At 31.1% G+C, this 13,457-nt stretch carries 17 protein-coding genes; 14 read left to right on the top strand and 3 right to left on the bottom strand.

Features of this window, described 5'->3' with window-relative positions; all coding sequences use genetic code 11:
* Positions 1-50 precede the first annotated feature (50 nt).
* The 3 genes from ACNRYB_RS13195 to folP are packed head-to-tail and all read right to left on the bottom strand — an operon-like array spanning position 51 to position 1,959.
* A complete protein-coding gene (locus ACNRYB_RS13195) occupies positions 51-683 on the bottom strand; it encodes a hypothetical protein (RefSeq protein ID WP_473727523.1) in 633 nt (210 codons plus the stop codon).
* A complete protein-coding gene (locus tag ACNRYB_RS13190; RefSeq protein ID WP_343705957.1) occupies positions 680-1,129 on the bottom strand; it encodes a hypothetical protein in 450 nt (149 codons plus the stop codon). Before ACNRYB_RS13190 ends, ACNRYB_RS13195 begins: the two co-directional genes overlap by 4 nt.
* Before the next feature lie 8 nt (positions 1,130-1,137).
* A complete protein-coding gene (gene folP / locus ACNRYB_RS13185) occupies positions 1,138-1,959 on the bottom strand; it encodes a dihydropteroate synthase (RefSeq protein ID WP_473727522.1) in 822 nt (273 codons plus the stop codon).
* Positions 1,960-2,182: 223 nt separating this feature from the next.
* Here folP and ACNRYB_RS13180 point away from each other — a divergent pair, with 223 nt between their 5' ends.
* The 14 genes from ACNRYB_RS13180 to kdsA all read left to right on the top strand — a co-directional run bounded on the left by ACNRYB_RS13180 (position 2,183) and on the right by kdsA (position 13,448).
* Positions 2,183-2,722, top strand: a complete 540-nt coding sequence (locus ACNRYB_RS13180; RefSeq protein ID WP_129749080.1) for a DUF1599 domain-containing protein — start codon at positions 2,183-2,185, stop codon at positions 2,720-2,722.
* A 91-nt stretch (positions 2,723-2,813) separates the two neighbouring features.
* Entirely contained in the window at positions 2,814-3,914 is a 1,101-nt protein-coding gene (locus ACNRYB_RS13175) for a BT_3928 family protein (protein WP_473727521.1), read from the top strand.
* Between the two features lie 94 nt (positions 3,915-4,008).
* Positions 4,009-4,200, top strand: a complete 192-nt coding sequence (locus ACNRYB_RS13170; protein WP_473727520.1) for a hypothetical protein — start codon at positions 4,009-4,011, stop codon at positions 4,198-4,200.
* A 56-nt stretch (positions 4,201-4,256) separates the two neighbouring features.
* The gene (locus ACNRYB_RS13165; RefSeq protein WP_473727519.1) at positions 4,257-4,925 is read left to right on the top strand and encodes an alpha/beta hydrolase; all 669 of its coding nucleotides are present in this window, start codon (positions 4,257-4,259) and stop codon (positions 4,923-4,925) included.
* Between the two features lie 325 nt (positions 4,926-5,250).
* Positions 5,251-5,748 (top strand): TlpA family protein disulfide reductase, encoded by a 498-nt coding sequence (locus ACNRYB_RS13160; protein ID WP_129749083.1) that lies wholly within the window; start codon positions 5,251-5,253, stop codon positions 5,746-5,748.
* 97 nt (positions 5,749-5,845) lie between these two features.
* Positions 5,846-6,598, top strand: a complete 753-nt coding sequence (gene tpiA / locus ACNRYB_RS13155; RefSeq protein WP_290969465.1) for a triose-phosphate isomerase — start codon at positions 5,846-5,848, stop codon at positions 6,596-6,598.
* A 142-nt stretch (positions 6,599-6,740) separates the two neighbouring features.
* A complete protein-coding gene (prmA, locus tag ACNRYB_RS13150; protein ID WP_473727518.1) occupies positions 6,741-7,574 on the top strand; it encodes a 50S ribosomal protein L11 methyltransferase in 834 nt (277 codons plus the stop codon).
* A gap of 37 nt (positions 7,575-7,611) precedes the next feature.
* Positions 7,612-7,887: an ATP-dependent Clp protease adaptor ClpS gene (locus ACNRYB_RS13145; protein ID WP_111376979.1), complete on the top strand. Its 276-nt coding sequence runs from the start codon at positions 7,612-7,614 to the stop codon at positions 7,885-7,887.
* An 86-nt stretch (positions 7,888-7,973) separates the two neighbouring features.
* Positions 7,974-9,485, top strand: a complete 1,512-nt coding sequence (locus ACNRYB_RS13140; protein ID WP_473727517.1) for a WG repeat-containing protein — start codon at positions 7,974-7,976, stop codon at positions 9,483-9,485.
* Positions 9,486-9,594: 109 nt separating this feature from the next.
* Positions 9,595-10,866: a sterol desaturase family protein gene (locus ACNRYB_RS13135; RefSeq protein WP_473727516.1), complete on the top strand. Its 1,272-nt coding sequence runs from the start codon at positions 9,595-9,597 to the stop codon at positions 10,864-10,866.
* Positions 10,867-10,874: 8 nt separating this feature from the next.
* Positions 10,875-11,561 (top strand): lysoplasmalogenase, encoded by a 687-nt coding sequence (locus ACNRYB_RS13130; protein ID WP_473727515.1) that lies wholly within the window; start codon positions 10,875-10,877, stop codon positions 11,559-11,561.
* A gap of 21 nt (positions 11,562-11,582) precedes the next feature.
* The gene (locus ACNRYB_RS13125; RefSeq protein ID WP_343705948.1) at positions 11,583-12,029 is read left to right on the top strand and encodes a 2-dehydro-3-deoxyphosphooctonate aldolase; all 447 of its coding nucleotides are present in this window, start codon (positions 11,583-11,585) and stop codon (positions 12,027-12,029) included.
* Between the two features lie 21 nt (positions 12,030-12,050).
* Positions 12,051-12,389, top strand: a complete 339-nt coding sequence (locus ACNRYB_RS13120) for a hypothetical protein (protein ID WP_473727514.1) — start codon at positions 12,051-12,053, stop codon at positions 12,387-12,389.
* 240 nt (positions 12,390-12,629) lie between these two features.
* Entirely contained in the window at positions 12,630-13,448 is an 819-nt protein-coding gene (kdsA, locus tag ACNRYB_RS13115; protein ID WP_473727513.1) for a 3-deoxy-8-phosphooctulonate synthase, read from the top strand.
* The last annotated feature ends 9 nt before the right edge of the window (positions 13,449-13,457 follow it).

Raw genomic sequence — 13,457 nt, 5'->3', positions numbered from 1 at the left:
AAAAAAGCCTTTCTTGAATCAGAAAGGCTTTCGTTTTTTATGTTAACTAATTAAAAAATAAATTCTACAGGAAGCTTATCAAGATTGTGAGTTACCTCTTTATGCAATAGGATTTTGTACTGAATGTATTCTCCATAACTCATATCCTTATCAAATAAAAAGACCAAATCTGGTACTCTATCAAATTTTATACTGTAAAAATGTTTTAATATTTCTGATATTTTTATTTCTTGATTTCCCATAAAAACACGTTTTTTCCCTTTACTAAAGTAAACCACAAAACTTCCAGCTGTAGGTTTCTCCATTTTATAAAACACTTTCGTGAAAGGCAAAAAGGCTAGATTTTTCCCGATAGAATCTGCATACGAATAATAGTTTTCAGATTCTTCATTCTGATGCATTTTCTCGTTTCGCTTTTTATCCTGCATTTTTATTACTTGAGGAATTACCAATTTCAAAGGAAGACGTTTATCAATATTGAAAATCCAATTTGTTGAAATTATAGCACTTTTTCGATTTAAATCGGCAATGGTGTCTTTTCCTTCAACTTTAAAAAAGATATAAATTGGCGAATGATCTTGGACGTCTTTTACAATTGAGACGTTTGATTTTGGCAATAAAACGTCTTGTTTTTTTCCGCAGGAAAATAGGAGGAAAACTATAAATAAGGAAATGTATTTCATCGCATTTTTTCTATTAATAATGAATAATATCTCTTTTCTAATTTCATATAATCTGTTTTCCAATCTTGAACTGTTTTTGGAACATTATATTTTAAATAATTAGTAATTGAAATTTCATCATCTAAATCATCAAAAAAATTCCACTCTTCTTCATATTCATGAATATCACCATTCCAAATATTCATCTTATTTTTATCAATAGAGATAAGAAATTTTTCACCAACATATCTATGAACTTTCCAATATAAACTAACTGTATCTAAATGATTCAAATTGAAATTTATTTCGAATACTTCGTAAAAATCCAAAAGATCAACCGTTTCTTTTATAATTTCATTTTTTGTCCAACTAGGAATATCTCCAAAATAAAGTAAAACAGTGCTGTTTTCACGTATTTCAATTTTTTGAAGTATACCAAACCTATTTAAAATGTTTGACTTTTCCATAGCTCAAATCAATTCAACTTATCAAACAAAGTAACACATTCCACTGCTTCTTTCACATCATGAACGCGAAGAATTTTAGCGCCTTTTGTCAAAGCAATCGTATTCAAAAAAGTGGTTCCGTTTAAAGCTTCTTGCGCTGTAATATCAAGTGTTTTATAAATCATCGATTTTCTTGAAATTCCAACCAAAACAGGTAATTCTAAAAGATTAAAAAGTTCCATTTTTTGCATTACTTCGTAATTATGATCGGTTGTTTTGGCAAAACCGAAACCAGGATCCAAAATCAAATCATTGATTCCTAAACTTCTGGCTTTTTTTACTTTTTCAGAAAAATAAAAAAGCATCTCTTTAAGAATATCATCATATTGCGCCAAACTCTGCATTGTCTGCGGATTCCCTCGCATGTGCATCATGATGTAAGGCACATTGTACTGGGCAATTATCTCAAACATTTTATCGTCCAATTCTCCTGCTGCAATATCGTTTATAATCGCTGCACCGCTTTCGATACTTGCTTTCGCTACCTCAGCCCTAAAAGTATCGATCGATAATAAAGTTTGGGGAAAATGTTTTAAAATCAATTCTATAGCTGGAACAATTCTGTCGATTTCTTCTTGTTCGGAAACAAATTCAGCGCTTGGCTTGCTCGAATAAGCGCCAATATCGATAAATGTTGCACCTTCAGAAAGCATTTTATCAACTCTAGAAATAATCTCGTCTTCGTTTTTATATTTTCCTCCGTCAAAGAAAGAGTTTGGCGTAACATTTAAGATTCCCATTACTTTAGGAATCGATAAATCTATAAGTTCGCCTTTGCAGTTTATTGTCATCGTTTTGTTTGTTTTTGTTTGTTTCAAGTTTCAGGTTTCAAGTTGATGGAGATTGCGCGATTGGAGAACTCGAAACATGGAACATGAAACTTTAAACTTTTTAAATTCCAGTTCCATTAACACTTTGTTTAGAAAAAACTTGAAACAAAGAAAACCTGAAACTTGAAACTCTTTAATTTAATCCTTATTTTTGAAGAAATTTTAGCAAATATACAGCATATAAATGAAGAATACTTCCCAAGAATTTGATAATGTTATCGAGGTTTGCCGAACCTTGTTTATCAATAAAATGAAAGATTATGGCAGCGCGTGGAGAATTTTAAGATTGCCATCGCTAACAGATCAAATTTTCATAAAAGCACAACGAATCAGAAGTTTGCAAGAAAACGATGTTCGCAAAGTGGATGAAGATGAGAAAGGAGAATTTATCGGAATCATCAATTATTCTATTATGGCTTTGATTCAGTTAGAATTAGGTGTTGTAGATCAGCCGGATCTAGACGTTGAAAAAGCAACTGAATTATACGATGCTAAAGTAAAGCTTACCAAAGATTTAATGGAAGCTAAAAACCATGATTATGGCGAAGCTTGGCGCGATATGCGTGTAAGTTCTTTAACCGATTTAATTCTGCAGAAATTGCTTCGTGTTAAACAGATTGAAGATAATAAAGGAAAAACAATTGTTTCTGAAGGAATCGATGCTAATTATCAGGATATGATTAATTATTCTGTTTTTGCTTTAATCTTAAACCCTATAAAATAAATCAAATTCCAAAAAATAAAATCCCAAATTCCAACTTTAATATTGGAGTTTGGGATTTAAAAATTTAGAATTTAAACCCTAAATATTTGCCATGAAAAACATCATTACCCAATTCTCCCGATTATTTGTCGGCGTACTATTTATTATTTCCGGATTAATAAAACTGAATGATCCTGTTGGTTTCTCTTATAAACTTGCTGAATATTTTAGTGAACCGGTTTTCAATATGCCATTCCTAGAGCCATTAGCTTTAGGATTAGCTATATTTTTAGTAATCTTAGAAGTAGTTTTAGGCGTGATGCTTTTGGCGGGTTATAAATCAAAATTAACGATTTGGGCATTATTGCTTTTAATCGTCTTCTTTACATTCCTTACTTTCTACTCTGCTTATTTTGATGTAGTAAAAGATTGTGGCTGTTTTGGAGATGCTTTACATTTAACGCCTTGGCAATCGTTTACAAAAGATGTTGTTTTACTTTTCTTTATCTTGATTTTATTCATCAATAAAAAACTAGTAAAACCTTTATTTTCTAAACTGGTTACCAATATTATTGTATTGATTAGTATTGTTCTTTGTGTATTCATGGCGGTTTGGGTTATCAATCACAATCCGATAAAAGATTTCCGTCCGTATAAAGTAGGAACAAACATCGAGAAAGGAATGGAAATTCCTGAAGGCGCACCAAAATCGGTTGTAGAAATGATTTTTATCTATAAAGTAAACGGTGTTGATAAAGAATTTACTGAAAAAGATTTAATGAATATTCCGGAAGGTGCTGTATTTGTTGATAGAAAAGATAAGGTAATTTCAGAAGGATACGTTCCACCAATTCATGATTTTACCATGACAAAAGACGATTCTGATTATAAAGAAGAATTATTAAAAGAGCCTAAATTGCTAATCTACGTAACTTATGATTTGAATTTGTCAAATCCGGAAGGAATGAAAAAATTAGCAAAAGTTACGGCAGATGCAAAAGCAAAAGGTTATAAAGTAATCGGAATGACGGCTTCTGGAGCTGATGAAATTGCTAAAGCTAAAAAAGATTATGCTCTAGACATCGATTTCTATTTCTGCGATGGAACAGCTTTAAAAACTGTCGAAAGAGCAAATCCAAGCATTGTTGTGGTACATGACGGAACTATCGCTCAAAAAGTACACTACAATGATACAGATGATTTGAAGTTATAGTCTTCGATAAATTCGATCATATATTAAAAAAGCTACATTTAATTGTGGCTTTTTTTTACGTAAATATTTTATTTTGCAGACTCAAATTAAAAAAATGAAACATCAAAAGTGGTTTCATTATAAAAAGAAAAGTATGAAACATGTGGCAAAAAAAATTTCAGCTGAAAACAAAAATACTTCTCTAAGTTCTAAGGTTAAGCTTAATAAAAAATTAGATGCTTTAAAAAACATAGAGTCAGCCAAGCAAGAAGAAGTAAACAAACTTACTTTCAATCTAAATTTATAATTTAACACTTATAGTAAAAGTCCATAAAAACGGGCTTTTTTTACGAAAACTCCCCTATGAAACAATTTTCAAAATCCTTCTTTACTTTTTTACTAGCTCTTTTCTTCACTCAAGCAAGCTTTAGCCAATCAGAAACATCAAAAAAAGACAAACGCTATATTTTCTTTTTCCACAACAAATTTGTACAAGAAAACGATCTAAATGCAATTCATCCAGAATATGGCAGAGCAGAATACAATGAGATTTTAGAATCTTATAGAAAAGATAAGTTTATTGTTTTTAGTGAAAAAAGAAAGAAAAACACGAATTCTGCCGAATATGCTGAGAAAATGGTAAAGCAAATCAAAGCGCTCCTCAAAAAAGGTATTATACCAAATCATATTACAGTAATCGGAATTTCACAAGGCGGTTATATTGCGCAGTATGTTTCTACTTATCTCTCCAATCCAGATGTGAATTTTGTTTTCATTGGATGCTTTAGAGATTCTGATATAAAAGAAATTCCAGGCATCAATTTTTGCGGCAATATTTTAACCATTTATGAAAAATCAGATATTTATGGAGTTTCTGCAATTAAAAGAAAGGAAACTTCTAAATGTAAAATAATTCATTTTAAAGAAATTGAACTTAATACAGGTCTAAAACACGGCTTTTTGTTTAAAGCAGCAGACAATTGGATTGCTCCAAGCAAAAAATGGGCAAATGGCAATTACGACTTGAATTAAGTATTAAAAAAACATAAAAGAAGCCTTCAATACTTTTAATTTTATTGAAGGCTTTTTTTATTGAAATCTGACGTTTTTCTGCTTCAATTTTCCTTTGCCAAAACAAAAAAAATGCTTTTTAATTATTTCCTAAAAAATAGTTTCAAAAAAATACTTGATTTCACAGCCAACTATTACGATTTCAAAACACTTTTTTCAACCAAAAAACGTCGTTTTGTTACAAAATCAACGACTCTTCAAATTTTGTTAATCTGCAATTGGCATTCGATTTGTTTGTTTAACTTTGTGAATTCAGTACCCTAATAAAAAATAATTTTAATCAAATATGAAACAATTAGTTCTAGCCGTAATTGCATTTATTTCTTTTTCTTGCACGCAAGCTCAGAAAACAGCTTTTTCTAAAGAGGCTTTATCTGAGAAATTATTAGCTGCTGACGGAAGTCAGGTTACCTTCAAAAACATCTTAAAAAAATACAAAGGAAAAACTTTGGTTATCGAAGTTTGGGCTTCTTGGTGTGGTGACTGTGTAAAAGCAATGCCAAAATTAAAAGAACTGCAAGCCAATAATCCTGACGTTTCTTACTTATTCATTTCGGCTGATAAAACGGCTGATAAATGGAAAGCAGGAATCGAAAAACACGAATTAAATAAAGGCGATCATTATATGATGAATGATGGCATGAAAGGCCTTTTCGGAAAAGCGATTGATTTAGATTGGATTCCAAGATATATCGTAGTGGACAAAACAGGAAAAATCGTTTTATACAGAGCGATCGAAACTGATTTCGAAAAAATCAATTCTACTTTACAATCATTGAAATAAGCTTCAATAACAATTGCAATGTCAAAATTCAAATATCAATTTTGGACTTTGCTTTAATTTCAAACAAAAAACAAAAAAATAATATAAAACTACCAAAATGAGAAAATCGATTGTTGCAGGAAACTGGAAAATGCATAAAAATGCAGCTCAAACTGAAGAATTATTAAACGAGTTAATTGCTAAAATTCCAGCGAAAACAAATGCACAAGTAATTGTAGCGCCAACTTTTGTAAACTTACAAGCGGCAGCGACTAAATTAAAAAATACAACTATCGGAGTTTCTGCTCAAAACGTTCACCAAGCTGAAGGCGGTGCTTTTACAGGAGAAATTTCTGCAGATATGTTAACAAGCATTGGTGTTAATACAGTAATCTTAGGTCACTCTGAGCGTAGAGCTATTTTCCACGAAACTGATGCTTTAATCGCAAACAAAGTAGATACAGCTTTGAAACATGATATGACAGTAATCTTCTGTTTTGGAGAAGAATTAAAAGACCGTCAGTCTGGAAACCACTTCAACATTGTGGAAAACCAATTGCGTGACGGAGTTTTCCATATTGCAAAAGAATCTTGGTCTAAAATTGTTTTAGCATACGAACCAGTTTGGGCTATCGGAACTGGAGAAACTGCTTCGCCAGAGCAAGCTCAAGAAATGCACGAATTTATTAGAGAAACAATCCGTAAAGCTTTTGGAGCCGAAATCGCTGATGAAGTTTCTATTTTATATGGTGGTTCTGTAAAACCAGAAAACGCTAAAGAAATCTTCTCTAAACCAGACGTAGATGGTGGTTTAATTGGAGGTGCAGCTTTAAAAGCTGATGATTTCTTAGCTATCGTTACTGCTATCTAATTCTTAGGTTTATATAAAATGAAAAGCGTTCATAATTATGAACGCTTTTTTTATTCTAAATTATTCTTAAAATAAGAATGTTCTTTTAGATTTTTTTAAACAACTTTTGCTTTGTATTCTTACCTTTGCAAAAATTTTTATTATGTCAAACATCTATTTAGGATATCATTTTACAATTGAGCCAAAAGAGTTGGGTTCTGAAATTTTAGTGGCTGAATTGGGCGAAAAAGCGTTTGAAAGTTTTACGGAAACTGAAAACGGAATTTCTGCTTTTGTGAAGAAGGATTTATGGGATGAAAATATTCTGAATGATATTTATATTCTACAATCTGAGGAGTTTAAAATTGAATATACGATTGAAGAAATCGACCAGGTAAACTGGAACGAGGAATGGGAAAAGAATTTTGAACCGATCGATGTAGACGGAAAATGTCACGTTCGCGCTCCTTTTCACGAAAAAACTGATGCTGAGTTTGATATTGTAATTGAACCTAAAATGAGTTTTGGAACTGGACATCATGAAACTACTCACATGATGATTCAGCATTTATTGGAAATGGATGTAAAAGGTTTAAAAACACTTGATATGGGATGCGGAACTGCGATTTTAGCTATTTTGGCTGAAATGAAAGGCGCTGAACCTATCGATGCTATTGACATTGATAACTGGTGCTACCTCAACTCTATCGAAAATGCTGAACGCAATAATTGCAAACATATCTCCGTTTATGAAGGCGATGCTGCTTTATTGGCAGGTAAAAAATACGATTTAATTATTGCCAATATCAACAGAAATATTTTGTTGAATGATATGCAGGCTTATGTTGATGCTTTGAATCCACAAGGAATTATCCTTTTTAGCGGTTTCTACGAAGAAGACATTCCGTTTATCGATGCTTCTTGTGTTGAAAAAGGTTTAACTTATGTTAAAAAGCTTCAGAGAAACAACTGGGTATCTTTAAAATACGTAAATTAGACACTGATAATCAATTCAGTACAAAAACTATAACAATATGAGTACTAAAGAAAAAGTAAGAGAAAGAGTTCGCGAAAAAGAAGCCATTGCTTTTAATAACGAGATCATTGTGTATAATGATGATGTAAATACTTTTGATCACGTAATTGATACTCTTATGCGTGTTTGCAGCCACACGGCAGAACAAGCCGAGCAATGCTCTTTGATTGTACATTACAACGGGAAATGCACTGTAAAAACAGGCCCGATAGAAAAACTTAAACCTCAATGCACTCAACTTTTGGAAGCTGGTCTTAGCGCCGAAATTGTTTAATTGATTCAATAACTTTAAAACGCATTCTGTTTTATTCTATACTAGAATTGAAGAGAATGCGTTTTTATTTGTAGAAATTTAAAATCATGAGAAATATCCTTCTTTTACTAATTCTGTTATTCTCTTTTATAACGAAAGGCCAATCGAAATTTGAGCCTCTTCGTAAACAATTAATGGAAAATAAGACTTATGAATATGTCTATGGTTTTGAAAATGATTATGCCATATTTAGAACCTTTAAGGGAAAAATGGGCTTAATTGATTCTCTTGGCAATGTGGTGCTTAAACCTAATTATGCATACATAGAGAACAGAAAAGACCTCAAAAATATATTTGAAGCGGGAATTATAATTAATAAAAACTACAAAAGAGGATTTATCGATTTACAAGGCAATATCAAAATTCCGTTCGAGTATGAAGATGTTTTCTATTTAGGAAAAAATCTGGTTAGAGTTTCAAAAAATAATAAATATGGCGTTGTTAACCTAGATAACAAAATCATATTGCCAATTAAATATGATAATATAATGGGCAGCAATGGCATTTCATTTGTCCAGAATAACAACGGTATTGATTTGTTTGATACAGAAGGAAAACAGATTACCAAATTTCAGGCATTTGATATTGAGTATTTCCAACATAAAAGATCTATTGTGACGCTTCAAAACAAAAACACTTTAATAATAGATACTCTCGGAAATATTGTTTTAAATACTATTAAAAATTATCGCTTCGAAAGGATATTATCTCAAAATTCTTTTCTTGTTTTCAATACAATAACGAAGAAAAAAGGTGTTATAAATTCAAATGGAAAATATGAGATTGAATGTAAATACGATGAAATTACACCTTCAAATTCTATTTATATTGTAAAAAACAATGGCAAAGAAGGAATAATCGACCAAAAAGATGCTGTTTTGAAACCTTTGATTTATGATAACGTTTATGGTGTTTTCTCTAATTACACAATATCGTTCAAAGATCAATATTTTGCTTATAAAAATAATTTGCGAGGTGTTATAAATCCATATCAGGAAAAGGAAATTATTCCCATATCATACAAATCTATCGATCCCTTTTATAATTATTATATCACAACTAATACAGCAGATAAAGGCGGATTGTTTTCTGCCAAAGGTGAAATTATAATTCCTGAAGATTATGATTTTTATAGCGCTGCTCAAAACAAAATTTTTGCTGTAAAAAACGCAAAAAAATATCTTCTCACAATCGAAAATAATAACTACACCGAAATTGAAATATTCGTAGATGAGTTTGTAAAAAGCAATCTGTACTTTAGTGGATTTTCTAAGAGTAATTATCAGATTTTTAAAGACAAAAATAAATTTGGAGTTTTCAGCAATAAAAATAAAATTGCTCTTCCTGCAGAATACGACGCTATTACAGAAATTTACGGCACTGGCGAATTTGTTGTAAATAAAAATAATAAATATGGGGTTGTAAATTCTGGAAATGAAATACAATTGGAACCCAAATATGACTCATTTCAAATCATAAAAGAAGTGGTTCGGTTTAACATAAAAAACCAAAAAACACCTAAATTCTATTCTATAAAATATCCTTTTGAGCCACAATAATTTGCTTTTCTGTTTTAAACAAATACAATGAGAAAAACGGTTTAATTACAAATAACTCAAAATGCATTCGTTTTTATTATATATTTGAATGAAATAGAATGCATTTTTTATGGAAGAATACGGAAAGATATTGATTATTGCAATGCCGATTTTTTTAGCCTTAATTGTTATTGAAAAAATTTACGGCATTTATAAAAAAAATGATACTGCTCCACTAATAGATAGCGTATCGAGCATAAGTTCTGGCATTACCAATTCTGTAAAAGATGTTTTGGGGTTGAGCGTTACTTTTCTTTCTTATGAATGGCTGGTTTCTAAAATCGCGTTACAGCATTTAGAAGCCAATGTCCTCTCCTACTGCATTGCTTTTTTTGTAATTGATTTTTACGGTTATTGGAGCCATCGTTTGGCGCATCAGATTAATTTTCTTTGGAACAAACATGCCATACACCATAGCAGTGAAGAATTTAACCTTGCCTGCGCACTTCGCCAACCCATTGCAAGTTTGGTCAATTTGTTTACTTTTTTATTGATTCCTGCTGCTTTGTTGGGCGTTCCTGCTTCTGTGATTGCTATTACACTTCCAATTCATCTATTTTTGCAGTTTTGGTATCACACCAAACACATCAAAAAAATGGGATTTATTGAGCATATTTTGGTAACACCTTCACATCATCGTGTGCATCATGCCATTAATCCTGAGTATTTAGACAAAAACCACTCTCAAATTTTCATTTTTTGGGATAAGCTTTTTGGAACTTTTCAAGAAGAATTAGACGATGTGCCTCCTGTTTTCGGAATCACAAGACCAGCTAATACGTGGAATCCGATTAAAATAAATTTTCAACATTTGAGTTTATTGATAAAAGATGCATGGCGAGCGCCAAAATGGAAAGATAAATTGACAATTTGGTTTAAACCAACCGGCTGGCGTCCAGAAAATTTTGAAGAAAAATATCCTGTAAACAAAATTGAAAACGTCTTTAATTTTGAAAAATATGGCACACAAAACTCTCAAAAACTAATATACTGGTCTGTTGCACAGGTTTTAATAACATTGCTTTTTGTGAGTTATCTGTTTGATAATATTGCAAAAATCGGTCTGCCTAATATTTTCATTTACGGTTTTTTCATTTTTGTAACCATATATAGCTACACAGAGTTAATGGACAAAAATAAGTATGCCGTTTTATGGGAAGGCATCCGATTGGGGATTGTAGTTTGTATTATTGGTTATTATGGAGATTGGTTTGGTTTAAATCGTGTCATTCCAATTAGTAACTATATTATTTTTACTTACCTGATTTTATCTTTTTTAACGACATTTTATTTTGTTAATTTTGACTTCAAAACCAACCAAAACCAATATATCACTTCATAACCCCTATTATGAGAAACTCTTCTTTTTTTTTAATTTATCTGGCATTTAGTGTGGTTTACCTCATTATTATGCTTACTGGCCACGAGAGTTTTGATCTCTTTCTCAAACCTATTCTAATACCAATTATCGGGTTTGGAGCTTATTTTTACAAAAAATTTCCAAGTCAGAACATTTTATTGGCAGCACTTACACTTTCATGGTTTGGAGATGTCGTTTTACTTTTTACAGACCTTGGAGAAATTTACTTTATTTTAGGTCTGGTATTTTTTCTGACAGCCCATATAGTTTACTGCATTCTTTTTAATAAACAGAAAAGAATTAGAAAAAAACAGAATAAACCTCTTTTTATATTTGGCAGCGTTTTAATTGCATTTTACTTAATTGGAATGGTTTATTTTCTAATGCCTTATTTAGGAAAACTTGAAATTCCAGTTTCTATTTATGCTTCGGTTATTTCAATTATGCTTTTATTTGCTTTCAACGGATTTTTGGTATGGGAAAAACCCGGTAATCAGTTTGTTTTTTTGGGCGCGATTTTCTTTATTATTTCTGATAGTATTCTGGCTTTAAATAAATTTTACGCTCCAATTCCTAAAAGTTCTTTTTTTATTATGCTGACTTACCTTCTGGCACAATATCTGATTGTAGTTGGTATTTTAAAGCTAAATTCGAAAAAAGTAGAACAAACAGTTTAACTTGACACAATCATCTGAATCATGAAAAAAATAGCTCTTTTAATTGTTTTATTAATCAGTGTTACCTCTTGCATAAGCACAAAATCAACTTTAAAAAACGTAGATGACAATGCGCCAGATTTGATTTTAAAGAAAGATAATACTTTTTCTATAACACAATTTGCCAAAGACAAAAAATACGGTTACGATCCTGATTATCCTATTAATATATTTTATCAAAATACTAATAATGAGGCTTTAAATGAAACTCGTTTCTTAAATGCTTTGGCTGGCCCAAATGGCGAGAAAATAACGTATTCCAGATTAGAAACCTGTTGTCCTTTCCCTACTAAAAGAAGTAATATGGGTGCTGGATTTTTGAATGTTTATGAATTGAAATGGGAAGGTCAAAAAAAGCCCGTTAAGCTTTATTTAAATATTTATGAAAAAGGAATTCTAATGGTTCCTCTAGGATTAAGACTTAAATAAATATTATTAACTATTCATATTATGCTTGAAATATTACCCTTAATATTACTTGCTCTTCCTGTTTTATTTCAATTAATATTAGGAACCAAAACAATTTATAAACCTGCTTCACTTAAATTTAGTTCGGCATCTTGGATTAGTTTTGTTTCTTATATTTTGTTTTCTTTTATCGCTTATTATATTGTCGATTATAATTTTTCAAAACAATACGAAAAATATCCAAACCCAATCAGATGCGGAATGCCTCTTTTAGGCATCGTTATGGCTTCTCTCTTTTTACTTTTTATTCTGATTTTGATTATTGTGTCTCAATTTCTAATTAAAAGGAGGAAAGAAAGTAGATCAAAAAACACCTATTGATCAGAACTAAAAAATAGCAATAACTGCAAAACTCTAAAACATGATAAATGTCATCTATTAGTTTTTTTTCATGCTTTAATATTGCCTCGGAAAAAGCATTTAATCATTCTAAAGAAATTTTAGCAATTCGTTAATTTTACTAAGCTCCTAGTCAGTTATTCGAGTTCTTAAAATAATCTTAAATCTTCATCTGCTATTCATAAATCATAACTACCTTTGCATTGCAAAAAAAATAATTTTATGAACTTACAACATATTCCACAAATTAAGCATACTGACAGCGGAAATTTCTTTTTATTAGCAGGGCCTTGCGCTATTGAAGGAGAAGAAATGGCTCTTAGAATTGCTGAAAAATTAGTTGGTATTACCGACAATCTACAGATTCCTTATGTATTTAAAGGATCTTTTAAAAAAGCAAACCGTTCTAGAATTGACAGTTTCTCTGGAATTGGTGACGAAAAAGCCTTAAAAATCTTAAGAAAAGTTTCTGAAACTTTTCATGTTCCAACAGTAACAGACATTCATACAAATGAAGATGCTGACAAAGCAGCTCAATATGTAGATGTATTACAGATTCCTGCTTTCTTAGTTCGTCAAACTGATCTTGTTGTGGCAGCTGCTAATACAGGAAAAACAGTAAACTTGAAAAAAGGGCAATTTATGAGTCCAGAAAGCATGAAACACGCTGTTCAAAAAGTTTTAGACTGTAATAACGAAAGTGTTATGGTTACAGATCGCGGAACTATGTTTGGCTACCAAGACATGATTGTTGATTTTAGAGGAATTCCTACTATGCAGCAATATGCTTCTACAGTTTTGGACGTAACGCATTCTTTACAACAGCCAAATCAAACAGCGGGTGTAACAGGCGGAAGACCAGATATGATTGAAACTGTTGCCAAAGCAGGTATTGCAGTTGGTGTTGATGGTATTTTTATCGAAACCCATTTTGATCCAGCTAATGCAAAAAGTGATGGTGCTAACATGCTTCATTTAGACTATTTTGAAGGTTTAATGAACAAGTTAGTTGCAATCAGAAAAACAATAAACGCATTTTAATTTATAATA

The organism is Flavobacterium sp. CR10 (assembly GCF_055814415.1).
This window is presented reverse-complemented; position numbering and strand designations above follow the sequence as displayed.